Source organism: Ruegeria sp. CDSB013 (assembly GCF_059611165.1).
This window is the reverse complement of the sequence record NZ_JBXWPA010000011.1, coordinates 23,982-47,363: the sequence shown is the minus strand read 5'-3', so window position 1 is coordinate 47,363 and position 23,382 is coordinate 23,982. Positions and strand designations below refer to the sequence as shown.

Annotated in this window: 27 protein-coding genes; 11 read left to right on the top strand and 16 right to left on the bottom strand. The window is 58.2% G+C overall.

Annotated elements, in window-relative coordinates:
* The first annotated feature begins 111 nt into the window (after positions 1–111).
* A complete protein-coding gene (locus tag AC2FJF_RS17600) occupies positions 112–795 on the top strand; it encodes a GntR family transcriptional regulator (protein ID WP_496726530.1) in 684 nt (227 codons plus the stop codon).
* A 76-nt stretch (positions 796–871) separates the two neighbouring features.
* Positions 872–2,269 (top strand): aspartate aminotransferase family protein, encoded by a 1,398-nt coding sequence (locus tag AC2FJF_RS17595; protein ID WP_496726529.1) that lies wholly within the window; start codon positions 872–874, stop codon positions 2,267–2,269.
* Between the two features lie 389 nt (positions 2,270–2,658).
* On the opposite strand, the gene AC2FJF_RS17590 is transcribed toward AC2FJF_RS17595, so the two are convergent.
* Together AC2FJF_RS17590 and AC2FJF_RS17585 are read right to left on the bottom strand one after the other, a co-directional pair.
* Positions 2,659–3,957, bottom strand: coding sequence for a lytic murein transglycosylase (locus tag AC2FJF_RS17590; protein WP_496726528.1), 1,299 nt, complete (start codon positions 3,955–3,957; stop codon positions 2,659–2,661).
* A gap of 63 nt (positions 3,958–4,020) precedes the next feature.
* Entirely contained in the window at positions 4,021–4,734 is a 714-nt protein-coding gene (locus AC2FJF_RS17585) for a helix-turn-helix transcriptional regulator (RefSeq protein WP_170563635.1), read from the bottom strand.
* Positions 4,735–4,817: 83 nt separating this feature from the next.
* On the opposite strand from AC2FJF_RS17585, the gene AC2FJF_RS17580 reads away from it, so the two are divergent.
* Both AC2FJF_RS17580 and AC2FJF_RS17575 read left to right on the top strand, forming a co-directional pair.
* Positions 4,818–5,525: a glutathione S-transferase family protein gene (locus AC2FJF_RS17580; RefSeq protein WP_496726527.1), complete on the top strand. Its 708-nt coding sequence runs from the start codon at positions 4,818–4,820 to the stop codon at positions 5,523–5,525.
* A complete protein-coding gene (locus AC2FJF_RS17575) occupies positions 5,512–5,898 on the top strand; it encodes a DUF1801 domain-containing protein (RefSeq protein ID WP_496726526.1) in 387 nt (128 codons plus the stop codon). Before AC2FJF_RS17580 ends, AC2FJF_RS17575 begins: the two co-directional genes overlap by 14 nt.
* Here AC2FJF_RS17575 and rnr read toward each other — a convergent pair.
* Genes rnr through dapE form a run of 3 tightly spaced genes read right to left on the bottom strand, consistent with a single transcriptional unit; the run spans position 5,889 to position 9,915 of the window.
* Positions 5,889–8,150, bottom strand: a complete 2,262-nt coding sequence (gene rnr / locus AC2FJF_RS17570; protein ID WP_496726525.1) for a ribonuclease R — start codon at positions 8,148–8,150, stop codon at positions 5,889–5,891. The genes AC2FJF_RS17575 and rnr overlap by 10 nt on opposite strands.
* 46 nt (positions 8,151–8,196) lie before the next feature.
* Entirely contained in the window at positions 8,197–8,772 is a 576-nt protein-coding gene (locus AC2FJF_RS17565) for a TIGR04282 family arsenosugar biosynthesis glycosyltransferase (RefSeq protein ID WP_496726524.1), read from the bottom strand.
* A gap of 3 nt (positions 8,773–8,775) precedes the next feature.
* On the bottom strand, positions 8,776–9,915 hold the full coding sequence (gene dapE, locus AC2FJF_RS17560) for a succinyl-diaminopimelate desuccinylase (RefSeq protein WP_496726523.1): 1,140 nt from the start codon (positions 9,913–9,915) through the stop codon (positions 8,776–8,778).
* A gap of 209 nt (positions 9,916–10,124) precedes the next feature.
* On the opposite strand from dapE, the gene AC2FJF_RS17555 reads away from it, so the two are divergent.
* Positions 10,125–11,183: a transporter substrate-binding domain-containing protein gene (locus AC2FJF_RS17555; RefSeq protein ID WP_496726522.1), complete on the top strand. Its 1,059-nt coding sequence runs from the start codon at positions 10,125–10,127 to the stop codon at positions 11,181–11,183.
* Here the strand turns inward: AC2FJF_RS17555 and AC2FJF_RS17550 are convergent.
* Positions 11,180–11,524: a DUF8846 family protein gene (locus tag AC2FJF_RS17550; RefSeq protein WP_058272663.1), complete on the bottom strand. Its 345-nt coding sequence runs from the start codon at positions 11,522–11,524 to the stop codon at positions 11,180–11,182. The genes AC2FJF_RS17555 and AC2FJF_RS17550 overlap by 4 nt on opposite strands.
* Positions 11,525–11,638: 114 nt before the next feature.
* On the opposite strand from AC2FJF_RS17550, the gene AC2FJF_RS17545 reads away from it, so the two are divergent.
* The gene (locus tag AC2FJF_RS17545; RefSeq protein WP_496726521.1) at positions 11,639–11,974 is read left to right on the top strand and encodes a cupin domain-containing protein; all 336 of its coding nucleotides are present in this window, start codon (positions 11,639–11,641) and stop codon (positions 11,972–11,974) included.
* 56 nt (positions 11,975–12,030) lie between these two features.
* Here the strand turns inward: AC2FJF_RS17545 and dapD are convergent, their stop codons facing one another.
* The 3 genes from dapD to AC2FJF_RS17530 form a co-directional block, all read right to left on the bottom strand.
* Positions 12,031–12,858: a 2,3,4,5-tetrahydropyridine-2,6-dicarboxylate N-succinyltransferase gene (gene dapD / locus AC2FJF_RS17540; protein WP_496726520.1), complete on the bottom strand. Its 828-nt coding sequence runs from the start codon at positions 12,856–12,858 to the stop codon at positions 12,031–12,033.
* 109 nt (positions 12,859–12,967) lie between these two features.
* On the bottom strand, positions 12,968–13,567 hold the full coding sequence (locus AC2FJF_RS17535) for a GntR family transcriptional regulator (protein ID WP_496726519.1): 600 nt from the start codon (positions 13,565–13,567) through the stop codon (positions 12,968–12,970).
* Positions 13,568–13,611: 44 nt separating this feature from the next.
* Positions 13,612–14,529 (bottom strand): threonine/serine dehydratase, encoded by a 918-nt coding sequence (locus AC2FJF_RS17530; protein WP_496726518.1) that lies wholly within the window; start codon positions 14,527–14,529, stop codon positions 13,612–13,614.
* Positions 14,530–14,608: 79 nt separating this feature from the next.
* Between AC2FJF_RS17530 and AC2FJF_RS17525 the strand changes: the two genes are divergently transcribed.
* Both AC2FJF_RS17525 and AC2FJF_RS17520 read left to right on the top strand, forming a co-directional pair.
* Positions 14,609–15,451 carry an LOG family protein gene (locus AC2FJF_RS17525; RefSeq protein ID WP_496726517.1) on the top strand — a complete coding sequence of 281 codons (843 nt, stop codon included), beginning with the start codon at positions 14,609–14,611 and terminating at the stop codon, positions 15,449–15,451.
* Between the two features lie 3 nt (positions 15,452–15,454).
* Entirely contained in the window at positions 15,455–16,555 is a 1,101-nt protein-coding gene (locus AC2FJF_RS17520) for a cystathionine gamma-lyase (RefSeq protein ID WP_496726516.1), read from the top strand.
* Here the strand turns inward: AC2FJF_RS17520 and AC2FJF_RS17515 are convergent.
* On the bottom strand, positions 16,550–16,939 hold the full coding sequence (locus AC2FJF_RS17515) for a hypothetical protein (RefSeq protein WP_113791816.1): 390 nt from the start codon (positions 16,937–16,939) through the stop codon (positions 16,550–16,552). The two genes, AC2FJF_RS17520 and AC2FJF_RS17515, sit on opposite strands and share 6 nt — an antisense overlap.
* Positions 16,940–17,091: 152 nt before the next feature.
* Between AC2FJF_RS17515 and AC2FJF_RS17510 the strand changes: the two genes are divergently transcribed.
* Together AC2FJF_RS17510 and AC2FJF_RS17505 are read left to right on the top strand one after the other, a co-directional pair.
* Positions 17,092–18,009 carry a DnaJ C-terminal domain-containing protein gene (locus AC2FJF_RS17510; RefSeq protein ID WP_496726515.1) on the top strand — a complete coding sequence of 306 codons (918 nt, stop codon included), beginning with the start codon at positions 17,092–17,094 and terminating at the stop codon, positions 18,007–18,009.
* The gene (locus AC2FJF_RS17505; protein ID WP_496726514.1) at positions 18,006–18,350 is read left to right on the top strand and encodes a hypothetical protein; all 345 of its coding nucleotides are present in this window, start codon (positions 18,006–18,008) and stop codon (positions 18,348–18,350) included. The genes AC2FJF_RS17510 and AC2FJF_RS17505 overlap by 4 nt, the downstream gene beginning before the upstream one ends.
* A 7-nt stretch (positions 18,351–18,357) precedes the next feature.
* Here the strand turns inward: AC2FJF_RS17505 and AC2FJF_RS17500 are convergent, their stop codons facing one another.
* The 5 genes from AC2FJF_RS17500 to AC2FJF_RS17480 all read right to left on the bottom strand — a co-directional run bounded on the left by AC2FJF_RS17500 (position 18,358) and on the right by AC2FJF_RS17480 (position 21,881).
* Complete coding sequence (locus tag AC2FJF_RS17500; RefSeq protein ID WP_496726513.1) at positions 18,358–18,984, bottom strand: cytochrome P460 family protein; 627 nt, start codon at positions 18,982–18,984, stop codon at positions 18,358–18,360.
* 232 nt (positions 18,985–19,216) lie between these two features.
* Positions 19,217–20,404 carry a dual-specificity RNA methyltransferase RlmN gene (rlmN, locus tag AC2FJF_RS17495; RefSeq protein WP_496726512.1) on the bottom strand — a complete coding sequence of 396 codons (1,188 nt, stop codon included), beginning with the start codon at positions 20,402–20,404 and terminating at the stop codon, positions 19,217–19,219.
* A gap of 79 nt (positions 20,405–20,483) precedes the next feature.
* Positions 20,484–20,861 (bottom strand): lysozyme inhibitor LprI family protein, encoded by a 378-nt coding sequence (locus AC2FJF_RS17490; protein WP_496726511.1) that lies wholly within the window; start codon positions 20,859–20,861, stop codon positions 20,484–20,486.
* A 147-nt stretch (positions 20,862–21,008) separates the two neighbouring features.
* The gene (locus AC2FJF_RS17485; protein ID WP_199520039.1) at positions 21,009–21,176 is read right to left on the bottom strand and encodes a hypothetical protein; all 168 of its coding nucleotides are present in this window, start codon (positions 21,174–21,176) and stop codon (positions 21,009–21,011) included.
* Positions 21,177–21,347: 171 nt separating this feature from the next.
* A complete protein-coding gene (locus AC2FJF_RS17480; RefSeq protein WP_496726510.1) occupies positions 21,348–21,881 on the bottom strand; it encodes an invasion associated locus B family protein in 534 nt (177 codons plus the stop codon).
* Positions 21,882–22,059: 178 nt separating this feature from the next.
* Here AC2FJF_RS17480 and AC2FJF_RS17475 point away from each other — a divergent pair, with 178 nt between their 5' ends.
* On the top strand, positions 22,060–23,058 hold the full coding sequence (locus tag AC2FJF_RS17475; protein ID WP_496726509.1) for an asparaginase: 999 nt from the start codon (positions 22,060–22,062) through the stop codon (positions 23,056–23,058).
* A gap of 2 nt (positions 23,059–23,060) precedes the next feature.
* Here AC2FJF_RS17475 and AC2FJF_RS17470 read toward each other — a convergent pair whose 3' ends face one another.
* Positions 23,061–23,381: a YciI family protein gene (locus AC2FJF_RS17470; protein WP_496726508.1), complete on the bottom strand. Its 321-nt coding sequence runs from the start codon at positions 23,379–23,381 to the stop codon at positions 23,061–23,063.
* Position 23,382 lies beyond the last annotated feature (1 nt).

The window sequence follows — 23,382 nt, the reverse complement described above, 5'->3', positions numbered from 1 at the left end:
CTCCCGTTTTTTTTGATTTGATCAAGTTTTGCGTTTTCCCCCGATCCATCGTATGGTTTCACGAGGTCAGGCGTCTGGCAAGTCGACACCACGCGAAACAGGGTAAACCACTTGGATTTGATCAAAAATAAAGCATCCAGCTCGAAGGTGGATGAGGGAAAAAGACCGGCTCATGAACAGGTGTACCAAACCCTGAAATCTCAGATCATGTACGGTGATCTGGTCCCGGGACAACCCGTCACGATACAGGGTTTGACCGAATCGCTCGGGGTTGGAATGACCCCCGTCCGCGAGGCGATCCGGCGGCTGATTTCGGACGGCGCGCTGGTGTTTCAGGGCAATCGACGGGTCAGCGTGCCGTTATTGTCGGGCACCGATGTCGAGCAGATGATTTTTGCCAGAATATCAATAGAATCAGAGCTTTCCAAACGGGCAACCGCAAATTTAAAGCCTGCTGATATCGATCAGCTCGAGAAGCTTGATCAGCGATTGGATCAGACCATCACAGACGGCGACGTCAGTGGTTACCTGCGCTTGAACCACCAGTTTCATGAAACGTTATATGCGCATGCGGATGCTCCAATTCTCAACGATCTAGCCGAGAGGCTTTGGCTGCGGTTCGGCCCCTCACTACGCGTTGTTTGTGGACGATTCGGAACACATAGCCTGCCGGATCGACACAAGGACATCATCGCAAGTTTGCGGGCGAACGATGCGGAAAAGGTGGCGAAAGCAACTGCTCAGGACATTGAGCAGGGTATGGAATTGATGTCGGACGCTTTGATCCGCGCCTGATTCAGCTCGATTCGATTGACAGCAAAAAATTTGATCATATTGTGACGGGTAACCGCCTTTTGCAGGAGATTCTCTGATGTCGACCATCACCAATCACATGCCAACCGCCGAATTGCAGGCGCTGGATGCGGCGCATCATATGCACCCGTTTTCGGCCAACGGATCATTGAGCGAGGAAGGTGCGCGTGTCATCACTCGTGCCAAAGGCGTGTACCTGACCGATAGCGAAGGCGAAGAGATTCTGGACGCCATGGCGGGTCTTTGGTGCGTCAATATCGGTTACGGTCGCGATGAACTGGCTGAGGTTGCGGCCCGTCAGATGCGTGAACTGCCCTATTACAACACGTTCTTCAAAACGACCCATATTCCGGCCATCGCTTTGGCTGCCAAGATCGCGGAACTGGCGCCGGGGGATCTGAACCATGTGTTCTTCGCGGCGGGCGGGTCCGAGGCAAATGACACCAACATTCGTCTGGTGCGCACCTACTGGGCCGAAAAGGGCCAGCCGGACAAGAACATCATCATCAGCCGCCACAATGCCTATCACGGGTCCTCCGTCGGTTCGGCCTCGCTGGGCGGTATGGCGGGCATGCATGCGCAGGGCGGCATCCCGATCCCGAACATCCACCACATCAACCAGCCGAACTGGTGGGCAGAAGGCGGCGACATGGCGCCGGAAGAATTTGGCCTGGCCCGCGCGCGTGAGCTGGAAGAAGCCATTCTGGAACTGGGCGAAGACCGCGTCGCGGCCTTTATTGCCGAACCCGTGCAGGGTGCGGGAGGGGTGATCGTTGCCCCCGATACCTACTGGCCCGAGATCCAGCGCATTTGCGACAAATACGATATCCTTTTGATCGCCGATGAGGTGATCTGCGGCTTTGGACGCACAGGCAACTGGTTCGGGTCCGAAACAGTTGGTATCAAACCGCATATCATGACAATCGCCAAGGGTCTCAGTTCGGGTTACGCGCCCATCGGCGGATCCATTGTGAATGACGAGATTGCCGAGGTGATCGGCGGCACCGAGTTCAATCACGGCTATACCTATTCCGGCCACCCGGTTGCGGCGGCTGTCGCGCTAGAGAATCTGCGCATCCTCGAAGAAGAAGGCATCGTCGACCACGTCCGCGACGTGGCCGCCCCCTATCTGAAAGAGAAATGGGAGGCCCTGGCCGATCATCCACTCGTCGGTGAGGCCAAGATCGTCGGCATGATGGCCTCGATCGCGTTGACGCCGGACAAGGCCAGCCGCGCCAAATTCGCGTCCGAGCCCGGTACGGTCGGCTACATCTGCCGCGACCGCTGTTTTGCCAACAACCTGATCATGCGCCATGTGGGTGACCGGATGATTATCTCACCCCCGCTGGTCCTGACCCCTGCGGAAATCGACGAGATGTTCGTGCGGATTCACAAGTCACTGGACGAGGCGCAGGCCGAGATCATCGCGCAGGGTCTGATGAAGGCGGCGTCATAGCCCAGATTGCTACTATTCAGGTTTAAGGGGCGCACTGGATGCGCCCCTTCCCACTTTCTGAGTCGCAATTGCCCGTCAATCGATACAGCTCAATTCCTGAACACAACTAGATTCGATCAAATCGAGCGGCAAAAAGAAGTAATTTTGTATCGCGCGACAACCAAAAATTTATCGCGCGATAATTATCTTGATTTGATGTAATTCAGATTCAAGTATGCGAATGCGACTCGGTTAATTGTATTACCTCTACCGGCGTCGCGACCCGCTCTTCTGCTGGGTCCACCTCCCGTCTATCGTAGTGAGTGCCGGTAGTCGGGAGGTTGCACAGCCAATACCTGAGAGAGTATCCGCAGTGCATACCCAGGCAATAGATCAACGCCCCTACATTGTCACCGCAACGCTTCCAAGAGGTTCAGACTGGCGTATCCGTCTGGCAGCAACCCCTGCGCCAATTGATACGCCCGAACAGCTTTGACTGTGTTTGGCCCTGTGCGCCCGTCGACGCCTTGGGTATCAAAGCCAGCCTCGGTCAGGCGGGATTGCAATTCCTTTTTCTCGGTGAAACTCAACACCCGGTCACCACGCGGCCATTCGGTTTGGAACGCCCCCCGTCCGGCAAGACGGTCAGACAGGTGTCCTATCCCGATCACATAGGCGTCGGCACCGTTGTATTCCTCAATCACCTTGAAATTGTCGAAGATCATCAGCGCGACGCCCCGCCCTCCGGCGGGTAACAGAATTGCCGCTTGTCCGTGATCCGAAATGTGGGCGCCACTCGCCGCCACCACGCCACGTGCGGCCCATTGTGAGGGCATCAATGTGTGATCCCGCCTTGCAGTGGAATAGTCGAACCCTTTGGGCAGGGTCACCTCAACGCCCCACGGCTGCCCCTTGGTCCACCCATGCCGCGCCAGATAGGCGGCGGCCGAGGCCAGCGCATCGGTTGGATCGTCCGACCAGATATCGCGCCGCCCATCCCCGTCGAAATCAACTGCGTGGTCCAGAAATGAGGTTGGCATGAACTGCGTATGCCCCATCGCCCCAGCCCAGCTACCCACCATATTGCGCGGGCTGACGTCGCCCGCCTGAATGATCTGCAATGCGGCGATCAACTGGGTTTCGAAAAACTGCGCGCGTCGTGCGTCAAACGCCAATGTCGCCAGTGATCGGATCGTGTGATCACTGCCCCGGTAGGTCCCGAACGAGGTCTCAAGCCCCCAAATCGCCGTTACCACCTCTTTTTCAACGCCGTATTTGGCTTCGATACGGGCCAACGTTTCACCGTGACGTTCCAGCCCGGTCTGGCCGTTTCTGATCCGCGTGTCCGAAACGGCGGAATCCAGGTATTCCCAAATGGGTTTCGAAAACTCTGCTTGGTTGCGGTCGCGCCTGATCACGTCCTTATCGTAGGTCAAACCTGCCAGCGACCTGTCCAGTGTTGAGGCTGATATCCCCCGCTCGGACGCCCGTTCACGAAATGCTCCAAGCCACGCCTGGAACCGCGCGTTTCCTTCCGTCGACACCCGGTACTCCTTAGCTGAGGGTCGTAAAACTGGCCGGATGGATATCGCCACGCCAGCTGACGCCAGCTGTATGGCCTGTGATCCGCCCAGAGTATTGATAGATTCCGCCTGCACAATGGATGCCCATAATGCGGCGGTCATAACGCCACCTATGCATTTACGCATTCCGAATTTTCCTGGTTTCTGCTCAACCTCAGAATACCGCAGAATTGGAATTTTCCAAAGCGTTCAGCTTGACCCTTCGCGATCTTTTGCTTTGTGCTGTGCGCGGATCTGGGCAAGGGCTTCTCGCAGCAAGGGGATACGGTTCGGCCTAAAGCTTTCATCTGTCACGGACATTTCGCGGATCCGGTCTAGCCGGAAGACCCGGAAATCCTGCCTCAGATGGCACCAGGAAATCAGAACGTTGGAGCGATCCATATAGACGATACTCAGCGGGTTCACCTTACGACGGGTGTCATCGCCCTTGGCATCGGTATAAGCAAACTCGATCGTGCGCTCATCCCACGTGGCTTGTCGCAAGTCCCCGACCGTGATGGTGGGCTTGGCCGGGCGATCAAACCGCGTCGCTGTCAACACGGCATGGGTCAGCCGGTGCGACTGACGCTGGGGTAGGCGTCCCTGAAGTTTTCGTAACGCATTGCCTGCCGCATCCGCTAAACCGGGGTCGCCAATGGCCTGCACCTCTCGCAACCCCAACACCAGCGCTTCAAGCTCATCATCTGTGAATCCAAGCGGCGGCAGTGTTGCGTCTTCGATCAGGGTAAAGCCAAAACCGGCCTCACCGTCGATCACCGCCCCAAGCCCGCGTAACGACTCAATATCGCGATGAACGGTGCGCGGCGACACGCCCAGATCCTGCGCCAGTTGTTGGGACGTTCTTGGCGAAGGGCCAGAGCGCAAGGCTTGCATCAATTGGAACAGACGGGCGGTTCGGGACATAATGCAGGTTAATCTAAACCTGATGACAGAAACTGTCATCAGGCAAAGGTATCCCTCGGGCATCCCTGATAATGGAGCCCCCGATGCTGACCCTTTTGATCTACCCTTCTGCCTTCGGCCTGTTCAGCGCCAGCCCCTTCTGCGTCAAGGCCGCATATATGCTGGAACACGCGGGCCAACGCTGGCAGCGGTCCGATATGCTGGACCCCCGAAAAATGCCCCATCAAAAGCTTCCTGTTCTGCGTACGCCAGAGCGTCTTGTCCCGGACAGCGACCTTATTCGCGATTGGCTTGAGGCGCAGGGCGCGGACTTCGACCATGGGCTCAGCGACGTACAAAAGGCGCAGGCGCGGGCGCTGATCCGCATGGCCGAGGAACATATCTATTTTCAGGTCGTGATGGACAGATGGGCCAATGACGAGGTCTGGCCAATTCTGCGCGACACCTTCTTTTCGGTCATTCCCGCTTTGATCCGCACACCTGTTTCGAACTCCATCCGGAAAAAGGTTGTCCAGGGGTTGGGATTCCAGGGTGTTGCCCGTTTCTCACCTGTCGAGAGACGGGATCGGCTAGAGCGGGACCTTGAAGCGATATCCGCCTATCTGTGGCAATCACCCTACCTTCTGGGCGACAAACCGACCTCGGCAGATTTGAGCGTTGGACCAATGCTCGCCGCAATGCGCGCGACACCAGTGGAAACACCGCTGACCCGGCGGATCAAACAAGATAGGCTGCTCAACGATTACATCGACCGAATGGAACAGGCGATACCGCTGCATGACACCATTTAATGATCCCGCCGTTCAGGCCGCCTTTGAAGCACTCCCCGAAAATACCCGTTCGGGCGCGATTGCTTTGCGTGAACTGGTGTTTTCAACAGCCGGGACATTGCCCAAAGCGCAGCCATTGAATGAAGCACTGCGTTGGGGGCAACCCGCCTATCTTGCCCCCAAGGGATCAACCATCCGCTTGGGCGGTCACAAATCGGCGTCCTTTGCGTTGTTCGTGCATTGTCAGAGCCGGCTGATGGGCGATTTAAGCACCGCCTTTCCGGGCGAAGATCGGATCGATGGCAATCGGGCCATCTTGTTTGATGACCCGGATCAGATCGACGAAACCCGCCACGGCTGGCTGATTGCTCGGGCGCTAACGTATCACCTTTGACGGCGTTTGCGCTCGACCTTGCGCTTGATCTTGTCCTTCTTGCGCTTGGTGCTGACCGCCTTGCGCCGTGTACCCCGCTTGGTGGGCCCGCCCCGCCCCCGCGGTAGGGCCTGATCATCGATAGACAGCAGCTCCAGCTCTAGCCCTCCGGTGACCGGCGTGGCTTCGGTCAGGCGCACGGTGACACGCTGGCCGATGGCGATGATCAAGCCGGTGTCTGATCCCATCAGTGTTCCCGCTTCGCGGTCGAAATGGAAAAACTCGCGCCCCAGTGATCGGACGGGGACCAGCCCATCCGCACCGGTTTCATCCATCTTCACAAAGGCGCCAAACCGGGCAATGCCACTGATACGGCCTGAGAATTCATTGCCCACGCGCTCACTCAGATATGCGGCAAGGTAGCGATCCGTCGTATCCCGTTCGGCCATCATTGAGCGGCGTTCGGTGTCCGAGATATGCGTGGCCGTTTCATCAAGGCGCGCGATTTCATCCTCGGTCAACCCGTCGTCACCCCAGCCATGCGCCGTGATCAGCGCACGGTGCACGATCAAATCGGCATAGCGGCGGATTGGAGAGGTGAAATGCGCGTAGTTGCGCAATGCCAACCCAAAATGGCCAAAATTCTCGGGGTTGTAATAGGCCTGCGCCATCGACCTAAGGGTGGTCAGGTTAATCAGCTCTGCATCCTCGGTCCCGGCGGCCGCGTTCAACAGCGCATTCAGGTGTCGGGTCTGCAGAACCTGCCCCTTAGCCAAATTCAACCCAGCAGCCTGAGCAGTCTCCCTCAGGCTTTCCAGCTTTTCTTGCGCCGGTTCCTCGTGCACGCGGAACAGCAACGGGCGGCGCTTGGCGATCAATGTCTCGGCGGCGGCGACATTGGCGAGGATCATAAACTCCTCGATCAGCTTGTGCGCATCTAGCCGGTCACGGAAGGCCACACTTTGAACCTCGCCCGCGTCGCCGAGAACGATCTTGCGTTCGGGCAAATCCAGCTCCAATGGTTGCCGTTCCGCCCGCGCTTTCTTGAGCGCGGCATAGGCGGAGTAGAGCGGCTTCAAAACAGGTTCCAACAAAAGCCCAGTGCGGTCATTTGTATTGCCGTCGATAGCGTCTTGTACTTCGGCATAGTGCAGCGAGGCGGCCGAACGCATCAGACCACGTACAAAGCGATGACCAATCTTGTTTCCATCCGCATCGATCTGCATCCGCACAGCGATACAGGCGCGCGGAACGCCTTCGTGCAGCGAACACAGGTCTCCAGAGAGGCGATCCGGCAGCATTGGCACCACCCGATCCGGGAAGTAGCTGGAGTTGCCGCGCTTGCGCGCCTCACGATCCAGCGCGGTACCGGGCTGCACATAGGCGGCAACGTCGGCGATGGCGACCCAGATCACATGCCCGCCAGGGTTCTTGGGGTCATCGTCGGCATGGGCGTAACAGGCATCGTCATGATCCCGCGCATCTGACGGATCGATGGTCAGCAGCGGCATGTCCCGCAGATCTTCGCGGCCTTTCAGCCCCACGGGTTTGGACTTGTCAGCTTCGTCAATCACCTTGTCGGGGAAATCATCCGGAATGCCATGCTGGTGGATGGCGATCAGCGAAACGGCCTTGGGTGCAGACGGATCGCCCAGCCGTTCCACGATACGCGCACGCGGCAAACCCATGCGGTTCTTTGGCCCGGCCTGTTCGGCTTCGACAAGCTCGCCGTCCTTCGCACCCAGTACGGCACCGTCCGCAACCAGCCATTCGGTCTGCCCGGCTTTGTCGATTGGCACGATCCGACCGCCTTCGGCCCCTTTGCGAAAGATGCCGACGATCTTGCGCGGGTTGGTTCCGATACGGCGGATCAGTCGTGCCTCGTAATTGTGGTCTTCCTCATGCACCACCGTCAGGCGGGCCAGAATTCGGTCGCCCTCTCCCAATGCAGGATCACTGGCGCGGGTGATGATCAGAACAATGGGCTCGACGCCTTCGCCATGCCATTCCAAAGGTCGCGCGAACAGGTCGCCATCCGCATTCGGAGCCTTCACCTGCAGTACGCTGACCGGTGGCAGGCGGTCCGGGTCGCGATAGCTGCGCTTACGCTTTTCCAGATGCCCCTCGGCCTCTAGCTCTTTCAGAATGCGTTTCAGATCGATCCGGTCCGCGCCCTTGATACCAAAGGCTTTGGCGATATCGCGTTTCGAGGTCAGGGTGGGGTTCGCCGAGATCCAATCGAGGACCTCCTGCTTGGTGGGTATCCGAGTCATACTTCCGGCCTATCACGGGTATGCGACGGCGTCATGATCAAAAAGCTCAGGGTCTCAGGTCGGCCACCGTATCAACGTCGCGCAGATGGTCCAGCAATCCTACGCGGCACCCCGGAACTGAGGCCAGAGTGTCGGCCAGTGCGGTTTCAGTAGACCAGCGCACATTACGAAACAAGTTGTTCGGCAACGCCCCGTATCGTTGGGCCCCTACCAGCCAATAGCCCCCGTCCGGCGCAGGGCCAAAAACGAATTGCGACCGCCCCAATTCCTTGAAGGCCCGTGCGACATGCTGCGATGTGATCCCGGGAATGTCCGCGCCAATCAGACAGACCGGTCCCCGCGGCATGCCGCGCAGCATGCGCCCCATGCGGTCGCCCAGATCACCGCGCCCTTGCGCCGCGCGGGGCAGATCAACGGTCCAGATGCGGCTGGTCAGGCCTTCTCGATCCGGAGCGACGGCCAGCACTATCTGCCAGCGTGGGTCCCGCAATCGCCGGATCAGCGCGCGTGTCTGATGGCGGAACCACCACGCGGCACCAACCATGCCGATGTCGCGCCCCAACCGCGTCTTGACCCGACCCGGGCGGGGTTCTTTCACCATGATGACCAATGTGCGCTGCATGGTTCAGGCGAAATAATCTCGAAGGATGCGCGTATATATCGCCTTGAGCTGCTCGATCTGCGCCACCTCGACGCATTCATCGACCTGGTGCATTGTTCGGCCGACAAGGCCAAACTCAACCACTGGGCAATGGTCTTTGACAAACCGCGCATCAGATGTGCCACCTGTTGTCGACATCTCGGGGCGCACACCGGTTTCGGTCTCGACCGCTTTCGCAACCAGATTAGACAGGGGGCCGGGCGGGGTCAGAAAGCTCTCACCTGAGATCTTGATCCTGACGTCGACTTCGACATCGTAGGTTTCAGCCACGGCGTTGGCCTCGACCTGCAACCACTCACTGAGGCTGGCGCCCGAGTGCAGATCGTTAAAGCGGATGTTCACCGCTCCGGTACATTGCGCCGGGATCACATTGGTAGCTGCGTTGCCCGTATCAATGTTCACAACAGCCAGGGTTGAGGCATCGAAATGGTCCGATCCCTGATCCAGTTCGTGGCTGGCCAGCTGATGCATCAAACGCGCCATGGCGGGCAAAGGGTTCTTGGCCCGGTGCGGATAGGCCGAATGCCCCTGCACGCCGGTCACTGTAAACCAGGCGGTCATCGAACCACGCCGCCCGATCTTCATCATCTCGCCCATTGTGTTTGGGCAGGTCGGCTCGCCCACCAAACAGGCAGACATGTGTTCTCCAGCCTCGGACATGTAATCAAGCAGTGCCGTAGTTCCGTCCACCGCGTCCGCCTCTTCATCGCCCGTGATCGCAAGAATAATCGCCCCGTCCGGGGGGGTGTCGCGCACGAAATCCACAGCGGCCGCCGAAAAGGCCGCCACGCCGGATTTCATGTCTGTGGCCCCGCGCCCATACATCACACCTTCGCGGATTTCTGCGCCAAAGGGGGGCATCGTCCAGGCCGCTTCGTCCCCCACCGGGACAACGTCAGTATGCCCGTTGAACCCAAAGCTGCGCGGATGGTCTTTCGGCCCCCAGCGCGCGTACAAATTACTGACATCGCCCCGGTCCGCGCGGGTGCAGTCGAACCCTGCGTCGGACAGAAGCTTCTCCAACAACACAAGCGCGCCACCTTCCTCAGGTGTGACTGATGGGCAACGGATCAGGTCCGCCGTCAACTTCACCGGATCTGTCATTTCTGGGCCCTTTTGGTTGGTTCAATCGCGGGATCGTGCACAGATTCAACGAATTGGACCAATTGCCAACCCCTCGCCACCGGATTCCGGGCGCTTTTTTCCGCGAGTCTTGAAATGACACCCCAATAAAACATGGCGGTTTACCTTGCGGCCACCTTGCCGTGCCTTTCAAATCTGCGTTAGAGGGCCGCGAAACAGGTGAATTGACGATGATACGTGCGCTTCTCGTTTGGATCTGCCTGACTTTCGCCGTTCTTGCACAGCAAAGCCAGGCGCAGACGCTTTCGGTCACGACCGTGACCCGCCCCCCGTTTTCCTATGTCGAGGACGGGGCCCAAACCGGTTTTTCAATGGACTTGTTGCAAGCCCTGTCCGAGGCACTGAATTGGGACTACTCAGTCACCAGGGTCGAGGCCTTCAGCGATATGCTTGGTGCCGTGCAGGATGGAACCGCGGACCTGGCTGTAGCCAATATCTCGATTACGGCTGCACGTGAAACGCAGATGGATTTCAGCCAGCCCATATTCGAGGCCGGCTTGCAGATCATGGTGCCGTCGGATGCAGCCCGCAGACCATCGCTGCTGCATGCCTTACTGTCTGTTGAGCTGTTCATTGCTATCGGTCTGGCCTTTGCAATCCTGCTTGGCGGCGGGATGCTGATGTGGGGGTTTGAGCGTCGGGCCCAGCCGTATTTCGACCGTAAGCTGAATGAGGCATGGTTCCCGTCCTTTTGGTGGGCGCTGAATCTTGTGGTCAATGGCGGGTTCGAGGAACGCATGCCGCGCACACCGTTCGGACGGTTGCTGGGCGTGGTACTGGTGGTGTCCTCACTGTTCATCGTATCGGTCTTCACAGCGCGCATCACGTCGGTCATGACCGTGGATGCCATCAGCGGCAACGTGAACTCGGTCAACGATCTTTACGGCAAGCAGGTGGGCACAATCTCGAACTCGACTGCCGCAAACTTCCTGAACCGGCGCGAGATTGAATTTTCCGGTTATGAAAACCTGGATGATGTGCTCACCGCATTCCGGGATAAGGAATTGGACGCCGTCGTCTTTGACGCGCCGATCCTGTCCTATTTCACCGCGCATGAAGGACGCCGGATCGCGACGATGACTGGCGGTATTTTCCTGCGAGAGAACTACGGGATCGCGTTCCCGACCGGCTCGCCACTGGTCGAGGACGTGAACCAGGCCTTGTTGGCGCTGCGCGAAGACGGCACCTATGACGAAATTTACCGCAAATGGTTCGGGGTCCGGAACTAAGCCGGTTCTTCATCCCCGAAAAACGGCGTCATTTGCGCCACGATAACGGCGTTTTCGTCCAGCGCCCTCTGCATCAGGGCGCGTTCGTCAGGATCAATATCGTGACCTTGCGCTTCACGCTCGGCCAGGGTGCCGTATCCTGTAACGTCCAGTGGCGCAGTGTCCGCCTGCTTCAGAATCGCAACGGTTTCACGCACGGCCTCGGCCTCATCCACACCGCTGGCAAAACACATCAGCGCCGCTCCGGTCGCGCCTTCGGGCAGGCCGTCGCCTTCTTTGCGGCCGATCTGAACGAGCAATGTATAAACTTGCTGACGGGACGGTTTCTTTTGCTTTTCCATGCAGGGGGCCATAGCTGCGCGTCTGTCCGCGGTCAAGCAGCCGGGAATTGCGGGAAGCCCTAAGCGCGTCCATAGTACCCGCGAAAACCCATTTCAAACTGCAAAGGATTTTTCATGGCCTACCCAGATTTCATCACAGACTTCCCTAGCCTCGACGTGCCATTCCCCGAGGATGTGGTTCAGACCGCCGTCGTCCGATCAGATGCGGGTTTGGTTGCGTTCTTCACGTTCCTCAAAGATTTCGAACTGCCACCGCATTCACACAAGGCGCAATGGGGCACGGTGGTCGAGGGCGAGGTTGAACTGACAATCGGCGGAGAGACTAAGACCTATCGACCCGGCGACAGCTATTCGATTCCGTCGGGCGTGGAACATGGCGGAAAAATCAAGGCGGGCTCGCGGGTGATCGACGTATTTGAGGAGCCTGACCGCTATCCAGTCAAAGGATAAACAGAAAAGGGCTGCGGCGAGATACGCCACAGCCCCGTTTCAAATCCGCGCTTAATTTAGTCGCGCAGCAGTTCGTTGATCCCGGTTTTCGAACGAGTCTTCTCGTCCACGCGCTTTACGATCACGGCGCAATACAGGTTGACGTTGTTCTTGGATGGCATCGAGCCCGCGACAACAACCGAATAGGGCGGCACTTCGCCATAAGTGACTTCGCCGGTTTCGCGATCCACGATCTTTGTGGACTTGCCGATAAAGACGCCCATTCCCAAAACCGAGCCTTTGCGCACGATGCAGCCTTCGACCACTTCCGAGCGTGCGCCGATAAAGCAATTGTCTTCGATGATGGTCGGGCCAGCTTGCATTGGCTCCAAAACTCCGCCGATGCCAACACCGCCTGACAGGTGTACGTTTTTACCAATCTGCGCGCAGGAACCAACGGTGGCCCAAGTGTCGACCATGGTGCCTTCGTCGACATAGGCGCCCAGGTTCACGAAGGACGGCATCAGAACCACGCCGGGTGCGACATAGGCGGATTTACGGACGACACAGTTCGGCACCGCGCGGAAACCAGCGGCACGCCACTGGTTTTCACCCCAACCGGCGAACTTGCTGTCCACCTTGTCCCACCAGCCGCCGTCCTGCGGACCACCGGTCTGGATTTCCATATCCTTGATGCGGAAGCCAAGCAGAACCGCCTTCTTGGCCCACTGGTTCACATGCCAATCGCCGCTCTCCAGCTTTTCAGCAACCCGCAACGTGCCGCTGTCCAGCGCGTTCAGTGTGTCTTCGATAGCTTCACGTTGTTCGCCGGTGGTGGCGGGCGTGATGGTGTCTCGCGCCTCCCAGGCGGCTTCGATAGCGGTTTCCAGTTGCGCGTTGGACATCGGATGGCTCCCTGCAGAATCTGTTCACGTTTGTTTGGCCTATACGCAACTGCATCTCGCGGTGCAATGCGACGCAGAAGGTACGATTTGCGGCTAGCTTGACCTGTGTTCAGCTGGCGCGGCGGATATGGCGCGTCAGAATGGCCGTCGCCGTGGCCGCGTCCTTGCGCTTGAGCGCCTGAACGATGGCTGCGTGGTCACCATCCGCGCGGTGTACCCACTTGGGGCGCCAATGGGCAAACAGATGGCGCGCGCCGGCGATATGCAGGTCATCAATCGCATGCAGCAGGCGTGGCAACCCGCATGGCGTCAGGATCGAGCGATGAAAGGTACGGTTGCACGCTTCCCACTCGGGCATCGTTTGCGCGGCATCACAGGCGATCCGAGCGTCATCCGCCTCTTTCAGCGCACCAGGCGTCATATTCTGTACCGAATGCTGCAAGGCGAGAGATTCCAACACGACGCGCATTTCAACCACTTCGCGCACTTCTGCCGGGTCCAGCGCCGAAACACGCATACCGCGGCGCGGCTCACTTTGGGCCAACCCGTGCGCTTCGAGTCGCAGCAATGCCTCGCGCACCGGTACATGGCTGGTCTCAAAGGCCCGCGCGATGTGATCCTGACGCAGCTTTTCACCGGCAAGCAGTTCGCCGGTGATAATCTTCTGTCTAAGATTTTGGTAGATTGTGTCAGCGATCGTAGTGGTCATAGATTATCGATAAAATCCTTAACCACCTTCCACAAGCCGATAATTCACCCCATCAGCGGGTCCGGGGCGATATTTCCCCCGCACACCAGAGCCGCCACGCGTTCGTCCGGTTCTGGCTTATATACACCTGAGGTCAAAGCCGCCAACGCGGTCGCACCGGCCGGTTCGACCAATACGCGATGGTTCCGCCATAGCGCCTTTTGCGCATCGGCAATCGCCTCATCAGAGACGAGAACAGACGTCATTCCCTGTGCAAGATCGAAACAAATCCCTCCGATCCGCCGCGCGCCCAGCGCATTGGCTGCAATCCCCGAGACCGAGACATCCACCGGTTCACCCGCCTGCAGCGCCGCGTTCAGCGCGCAGGAGGTTTCCGGTTCGACTGCTGCGACCTTGCGAGCGCCATCAAACCAACCCAAAGCCCCGCCAATCAAGCCACCGCCGCCCACGGCCACCAGAATGGTGTCAGCCTGCAGTCCCTGTGCCTCCCATTCGGCAAAACACGTGCCCTGCCCTGCTACGGTTGCCGGTGCATCATAGGCGTGGATTTGCATCGCCCCGGTTGCTGCCTCATGCGCTTGGGCCTCGCTCAGCGCGTTAGCGTATTCACCCTGTACAACTGTCAGATCTGCGCCCGTCTGTTCAATCAGGGCGATCTTGGATGGTCCGGCAAGGTCTGGCACGAAAATCTTGGCCGGATACCCCAGCGTTTGTGCCGCATACGCCGCCGCCGCACCGTGATTGCCGCCAGATGCTGCCACAACGCCAGCCTCGGGCACGTCCAAACTGAGCAGCGTATTGAACGCCCCACGCGCCTTGAAGCTGCCCGTGTGCTGCATATGCTCCAGCTTCATTTCGACCGGATAATCCAATCCGGGCACGCGGATTTCAATCACCGGTGTCACCTGCGCATAGCCATCGATCCGGTTGGCTGCGGCTGAAATTTCACTCTTCCAATTCATTCTTGTTCTTCCGTGACTGGCACTCTGCCTGCGAACACTATAGCTGTTTTATGAACACGCAAGCAGGGAACCATCACCCATGAGAGAAGACCGCCTCAGCCCTTTCCGCGACGCCCAGACTGACCGCTCGACCGCGAGCGAGGTGCCGGACACGCCGCAGACGCGTTCACCCGCCTATCGCCTTGCCTTTGCGGACGATGATTTCCTGTGCCGGGATGAGCTGCGCCCCGTGCGCCTGCAGCTGGAATTGCTGAAGCCCGAGATGATCATGACCAAGCGCGAGATCACCTCGACCATCGTCATGTTCGGTGGCGCGCGCATTCCGGAACCCGCGCAAAAACACACCGCGCGGACGGATACATTGGCAGGATTGTCAAAATACTATGACGAAGCGCGTGAGTTTGCCCGCCTGATGACCGAAAAGTCCAACGAAACCGGTTGCCGGGAAAACGTGATCGTCACCGGTGGTGGCCCCGGCGTGATGGAGGCCGGAAATCGCGGTGCCCAGGATGCCGGCGGTTGTTCGATTGGCCTGAACATTGTTCTGCCGCACGAGCAGGCGCCGAACCTGTATGTAACGCCCGATCTCAGCTTTAACTTCCACTATTTCGCCATTCGCAAGATGCATTTCCTGATGCGCGCCCGCGCCATCACCATCTTCCCCGGCGGCTTTGGCACGCTGGACGAGTTGTTCGAATCCCTGACGCTGATCCAAACCGGCCGGATGGAGCGTGTGCCGTTCCTATTGTTCGGCCGCGATTTCTGGGAAAAAGTCATCAACTGGGAGGCGCTGGCTGATGCGGGCACGATCTCGGACGAGGATCTCGACCTGTTCCGCTTCGTGGATACCGCGCAAGAGGCGGTCGAGATTATTGAAAACTGGGAACCGGCCCCACCCCGCGATGAAATTCCGGGGCGCTGAGACATGAAGCCGCCAAAGACCGGTGAGATGTTGCACCTGCGCGGGAACGCATTGAGCAAGGGCGATCCGGTGGCCCTGCCACTGACACAAAGCAGTATGTACCATCTGCCCGGCGCACCTGACGGACACCCGACCTATGGACGGGTCGACAACCCGACATGGGTGCATCTGGAACATGTGTTGGCGCATCTGGAAGACGCGCCCTGTCTGACCTTTCCGTCAGGCATGGGGGCGATTTCTGCCGCTTTGTTAGCGACGGTGAAAGCCGGGTCTCATATCCTGATCCCCTCGGACGGGTATTATGTCACACGACTGCTGGCCGACCGGTTTTTGGCCAATCTTGGCATCTTAGTTACTGAACGTCCGACGACGGCGTTCGCTGAGGGCGGGTTTGACGGCTTCGACGTGGTCTTTTTGGAAAGCCCCTCGAACCCAGGGCTGGATATGATGGACCTGCCCGCGATCGCTAGCGCCGTTCGCGCGGCGGGCGGTCTCACGATTGCCGACAACACAACGATGACCCCATTGGGTCAACGCCCGTTGGATTTGGGCATCGACGTGGTGGTCGCTTCGGATACCAAGGCAATGGGCGGACATTCGGACCTGCTAATGGGTCATGTCGCCAGCCGCAACGCGCAGATCATGGAACGGGTCGAAGAATGGCGGCGCGTTTCCGGCGCGATCCCCGGCCCGCATGAGGCATGGCTGCTGCATCGCGGGTTGGAAACGCTGGACGTTCGTTTCGACCGGATGTGTGCATCGGCGCAAGTGCTCGCGGAACGGTTGGCAGAACATGAGGCCGTGAAACAGATCCGCTATCCCGGCCTGTCGGATGACCCGTCCTATGCTCTGGCCAAAGCGCAGACGTCCCGGTTCGGGTTCTTGTTGTCGATCACGTTAGAGACCGAGGAAAAGGCCGAAACTTTCATCAACACCTGCCCGATGCTGCGACCGGCCACATCGTTCGGCGGTGTTCACAGTTCTGCCGAACGACGCGCACGCTGGGGCGATGATGTCGATCCAGCCTTTATTCGTCTTTCAATAGGTTGCGAACCAACGGATGAACTGTGGCAGGCGATGGAAACCTGCCTGAACGCGTTATGATTTCTTCTTAGGCTCGCGCAGTTCGGTGAACACATAGATCGGCAGCACAATGCTGGCGATCAGTGCGCCTAGCCAAACCAGCAGAGTCGCCGCCAACAGGTTGGCAACGCCGCCAACGGTCAACCCGGCCGTAATCAGATCGGTCACCAACAGGCCGACGAACGTCACGATCAAGGCAATCCCACCTTTGATCGAGGGGGCTTTTTTCTCACCCAGTTTCAGGATCAGCGGCTCGGCCACCACCTGCACCAGTGTGAACACGATCACCACGACGATGAATGAAATCGGCTTGATCGCAAACCCCGACAACAACAGCGTTGCAAGCAACAACCCGATGGCATTCCCGGCCAACAGGGCCAGTGCGGATTTTATTCTGCGCGTCATGGGGTTCTCCGTGAGTGATCAGTTAGAAACATGCAGATGTTAACAGACCCGAAGGAATTTGCGAGCGGTTTCAAAAGCCACTTCCTTTTGGGTCATTGAAATCGCATGATAAAACACATTCATCCTGTTCAGACCGACCCGCGAGAGGTGAGATGAGCGACGATCCCTATACCATCCTTGGCGTCGCCAAAGACGCCAGCGCCGCCGAGATCAAAAAGGCATATCGGCGCATTGCAAAAGAATGCCACCCGGATCTCAAGCCCGGGGATGCCGAGGCAGAGGCCAAGTTCAAAGGCGCGGCATCGGCCTATGACCTATTGAAAGACCCGGACACGCGCGCGCGGTACGATAGTGGTGAGATTGATGCCTCGGGTCAGGAACGTCCCCAGCAGCAGTATTATCGCGAATATGCCGAGGCCGCCGGGAACCCTTACCGTGGGCGCGCAGCAGACCCGGATGACATGTCAGACATCTTTGCCGAATTCATGCGTGGCCGCGGAGGATACCAGCAGCGCACGCACGAATTTCACGCACCGGGGCACAATCGCGCTTACAATCTGCAGATCAGTTTTCTGGACGCGGTGTTCGGCGCCAGCCAAAAGCTGACGCTGCCAGATGGTGACCGGATCGAGGTGAAGATTCCTGCGGGCATCACCGATGGACAAACCATCCGCCTGCGCGGCAAAGGCGATCCGGGTTTTGGCGAAGGCCCGCCCGGCGATGCTTTGGTCACTGTGTCAGTGGCAAAGCATCCGGTCTTTGATCGCAAGGGCGACGATATTCATATCACACTACCGATCACGATCGATGAGGCCATTCTGGGTGGCAAGGTTCCTGCCCCCACGATTGACGGTGGCGTCAATGTCAGTGTCCCGGCTGGAACCAGCAGCGGTAAAACCCTGCGCTTGCGTGGCAAGGGAGTTAAGAAGCGCGGCTCGTCTGATCGCGGGGATCAGTTGATCGAACTGACCGTGTACATGCCGGACCAAATTGATGATGATCTGAAGCAATTCATGAAGACATGGCGCGAAACCCACAGCTATGATCCGCGGAAAGGAATGCCGTCATGACCCGCACCCTGACCGAGGAGCAGCTGATCGCAACCGTCACCCGCCTGACCTCGACCCGCCTGACCGAATACCTGGCTGCCGAGATCGTCATTCCCGAGCAAACCGAGCAGGGACTGGTGTATCACACCCTTGACGTTGCGCGGCTGGAGCTGGCATGCGAGCTGCACGACCAATACGAGATGGAGCCTGATGCGCTGTCGATGATGATCTCACTGATCGACCAGATGCACGGCCTTCGGGCCGAGTTACGCGAGGTTCTGAATGCGGTAGAAACGCAACCGGAGCCGGTGCGTCAGACATTGATCGAGGTGATCGGTTCGGCGCGGTTCGGTCGCAAGTGACCCGCGCTTAGTTGCCGACAACATACTCTTCGGGAACAAAGAACGTGTAATCCCGATCAGCCACCGCTTCGTGACAATCATGGCAATAGACGACAGCGTCCGAACGCGCGCCCATCGTGTCACCAAACAGGGACCCATCCGGCATCACCATGATGTAACGCCAGTCCGCTGTTTCCGGGCTGGTACCTTGTGCCAGTTTTTCCATCACGAACAGGGCACCGGGATGGACGTTGCCCTCGTCGGTGACCGTGACACTGTCCTTGGCCAGCACTGACCCCATCGGCAGCTTTTCACCCTCGGCCAAAGTGCCATAGTTGTGCGCCATGCGGTTGGCATAGCTGTTCACATAGCGCTGCCCATGGGTTGCCGAGATGTAAGGCGCGTCGTTGAACAGTGGCCATGCCTGATAGTTCATCAGCAAATCCAACTGCGCGGCTGCATAGCCACGCTCCATCCGGCGCTGCAGGGACTTGTAGATGCCCAAGGCTTCTTCTTTGGACAGCTCGGCAGGATTTTCAATGGCAAGGTGAGCATCCTCACCACTGGATTGAGCGCCAACCTGATGCGCAGCAAGCCCCACCACAAACAAAGCCGCAAGAGATGTCGGAAACAGTCTTGAAAATCGTACAAACATTTATTTGGCCCACCTGGTTCAAAAGGTTCGCCTGAACGCCGCAAATTTCGTCTAAAATGATAGCGGCCATGAACAAACGCGCCACGACCGGAATGCGACTCTCACTGCTTTGTGCGCAAGCGTGAGGCCTAGGCAGCCGGTTTCAGCCCATAAAACATATCAAATTGTGCATACAAATAACAGCGGCCAGAACATTAATTTCTTGGCGTAGTTTGCACGAAAGCTGGATGTGTTAGCTTTGCAATCCCGCTTCGGCTTCGATCTGCTTCCGCGACTTGCGCGCGCGCTCTGTGGCCGATTTCAACTGACCACATGCCGCCATGATGTCCTCGCCACGTGTTTTGCGAATGGGAGAGGCATAGCCTGCCTGATAAATAATGTTCGCAAACGCCCGAATGCGGTTATTCGAGCTGCGCTTATAAGGCGCCCCGGGCCATTCGTTGAACGGGATCAGGTTGATCTTGGCGGGAATGTTGTGACTTTTGATGTGGTCGATCAAGCGATGCGCATCTGCGTCACTGTCGTTCACGCCATCCAGCATCACGTATTCAAAGGTGATCCGCTCGGAATTCGACACTTTGGGATAGTTTGCCAATGCCTGCAGCAGCTCTTGGATCTTCCAGCGCTTGTTGATGGGCACCAGAACATCGCGAGTTTCATCCGTTGTCGCGTGGAACGAGATCGCCAGCAAACAGCCGATCTCGTCAGCTGTGCGCGCAATTTCCGGCACCACGCCCGACGTCGACAGGGTGATCCGACGGCGCGACAGGGAAATCCCTTCGGGATCCATGGCGATCTTCATCGCGTCGCGCACGTTTTCAAAGTTATACAGCGGCTCACCCATGCCCATCAGAACGATGTTCGACAACAGGCGCGTTTCGTCCTTGGGCGCACCAGGGGTTGGCCATTCGTCCAGATCGTCGCGGGCCATCATCACCTGACCAACGATTTCTGCAGCCGTCAGGTTGCGCACCAGTTTCTGCGTGCCCGTATGGCAGAAGGAACAGGTCAGCGTGCAGCCAACCTGAGACGAGATACACAGCGTCCCGCGATCCTCTTCGGGGATGTAGACAACCTCAACTTCATGGCCACCCGCGATGCGGCAAAGATACTTGCGCGTGCCGTCCTCGGACACCTGCCGGGTCACGACCTCCGGGATTTCAACAACGAAATTCTCAGCCAGTTGCGCACGATACGCTTTGGCGAGGTTGGTCATCTCGGCAAAATCGCGCACGCCCCATTGATAGATCCACTGCCAGATCTGCCCGGTCCGCATCTTGGCCTGCTTTTCCGGCGTACCATGTGCGATCAGAGCGTCACGCAACTGATCACGGGTCAACCCGACAAGGTTGATCTTCCCCTCGGGCAGTTTGCGGGGGATGGTCATGACATCTTGAGTGATCGGCGCTTTGGGCGACATGTTGCTATCTCAACGAATTCGGGCTTGGGATGCGCCTCTATATAGGATCGCGCGCAAAGATCAAAAGAATTCGTATCGTTTAATTTGCCATACGCAGCAATTCGTCCGCACGCGCCCGGCCAAGATCGACGCGACAAGACGCGATGGCGATGCCGGTACCAGAGCCGCCGCCGTATGAAGCACCCACAGCTTCACATTGCGCATCGCGATATCCTCTCCATGCCTCTTGCGCAGCCTCAAGCGCCGGTTGTGCGACCACACGGTCTGTGACCTCGTCCAGCTCAACTGCGGACTGCATGGCGAAGCCATAGCTTGTCTCAACAGCCATATTCACGCGTTTCTCCATTTCCCCAACGCAGGCTCCGATTTCGACCTGCGAACCTGCGTCGTAACATTCCAGGCTGGGATCCGCCCACGCGGCCGACGAGAAAAACACTGCAATCAAGACGTAACGCATTATCCGTTTCCACATATGAACCCTTGTATGTGGCCACCGTAGCACGCGTTGCGCTGTGGTCCCAATTGCAAGTCGGCCGCAAAGGCCAAACCGATGCGGCCGAACTATCTGCATTACGATTGCGAGGAATCAGATCAGGTGAACATGTCAGATCCCTGCAGGGAGGATGTCGCAATCATCCGCGTCCAAAGTTTGCACGGGGTCTTTCGGGCCGCATTGCTCGCCAGATACCGGATATGTTTCGTTGTTTTTTTCACATGCACTCAAAAACACGGCGGCAACCACCAACACGACAGCAAGGGGTTTGTTCAGCATGGATAAGCTCCTTCCATATATTTGAACTGATTGGTTCAGAAAAATGGATCGCTTGCCTTGATGCGGATCAATTGGGGGGGGTGGACGTAACGTAATGATCAGATGACACGTATGATCGCCCACGAAAAAGCCCCGCCAAATGACGGGACTGCGCGAACCTGTTGTCCTTGCTTATTGGGTGCAGCGCTTTTCGGCGTCTTCGATCGCAGCACTGAAACCCAACAGCGAGAAGGTGTCTTTGGTCTGGGTGCCGCGCTCGGACCGGGCGGTCAGAACAGCCTCGGTGCCGCGCTTCATCGCTGCGACGACCTTCAGATCTTCGCCTTCGGTTGCCGGCCAGGCCCATTCACCTTCGGTGATCAAAGCGAACTCGGTGCCGTCAATCTCAAGGGTGACCGTCGATCCTGCCGCGAAAGGATAGCCGCCAGTAAAGGTCACCTGACCTTTGACTTCGGCATTCGGGCGGTAGAATACGAACAACAGGATGTCGCTGCGGCGCACCGAAACCACGCGTCCACCTTTGGTGTTCACAGTCTCTTTGGGCGCGGATACGCTCCAGCATTCTGTGGGATCTTTCTCCACAAAAACGCTCCAGTCGGTCTTCGCAGCAACCCGATTGGTGCTGGTCGCCTGCTGAGCGATTGCGGTTGTGGCCATCCCTGCCACGCACAGACCCGCAATTGTGCGGACGAGTTTTGATCCCATCTGTCCAGCCTCCTAGCTCGACCTAATACCTCATACCCATCGAGACCGCATACGAACTCTGTCGGTTCGTCTGTAAGTTGCGTATTCCGATGATTGTCGACATACACACACTAACGCAGGTTTCGCCACAGGCGAAAGGGCGATTGGCAGATTTTTGCGCATATAATGGAGGGGCCAGATGACGCAGCCGGTACCAATGACAGAACTATGGCGAGGCCCCTTGTTGGAAAGCCTGCATCTGGGCCACGCAGTGATCTGCGACGACAGCGGTCAAATCGTACGCAGCTGGGGCGATCCGGACGCGGTGATTTACCCTCGGTCTTCTGCGAAAATGATCCAGGGGTTGCCGCTGATCACATCGGGTGCAGCCGCCAAATATGGCCTGAACTCCGAGCATCTGGCCCTCGCCTGTGCCTCGCATAGCGGCGCACATATCCATACCGACAGGGTTACTGCCTGGCTGGATCACTTGGGCTTGACCGAACACGATCTGCGCTGCGGTCCGCAAGAACCGCAGGACATGGCCGCGCGCGACGGGCTGATACTTGCCGATGACACGCCCTGCCAGATCCACAACAATTGCTCGGGCAAACATTGCGGGTTTCTGACGGTCGCACAGCACATGGGCGCGGGACCGGAATACCTTGAGATCGACCACCCCGTACAGCAAGCCTGCCTGTCCGCGCTGGAAGATACCACTGGAGAAACCAGTCCTGCCTATGGAATCGATGGATGTTCGGCCCCGAACTTTGCGACATCACTGGTGGGACTGGCGCGATCCATGGCGTGGTTTGCCTCGGCCGCAGATCGGTCGGACCGCGCCAGCGACGCGGCACAGCAACTGACGGCTGCGATGATCAAGCACCCGGAGCTGGTGGCGGGCGAAAGCCGCGCCTGCACCGAGTTAATGCGCGCCATGGACGGCCGTGCCGCAATTAAAACCGGAGCCGAGGCGGTGTTCATCGCCATCATTCCAGAAAAGAGAATGGGTGTTGCGCTGAAAATCACTGATGGCACCACCCGCGCCAGCGAATGCGCAATCGCCGCGATTCTGGTAAGCCTTGGTGTGCTGGAGGCCGATCACCCGGCCACCCGCAAATTCATGAATGCCACGCAATACAGCCGTCGCGGGCTGGAATGTGGCGAGATCAGACCTGCGCCGGGGTTCCCCGGCTAAGGTTACATTTCGATTTCATGCACCTCGGCCACCTCGACCGAGCCTGAACCGTTGACCACCATGGGACAGCCCTTGGCCATTTCGGTCGCGGCATCAATGCTGTCGGCCTTTACGACCGTAAAACCGGATGCCGGGTTTGCGCCGCCATTGTCGACGACGCTTCCGTTGCTGACCGTATAGGATTGACCAACCGGGTTACCGGGAATGTCCAGCGCCTCGCCCATGCCTTGGAACCATGCGCCCCACGCGGCCATGGTTGCTTCGACTTCGGCGGGGTCGGTTGGTGTGGTTCCGCCGTGATACACAAACAAAAATTGTGGCATT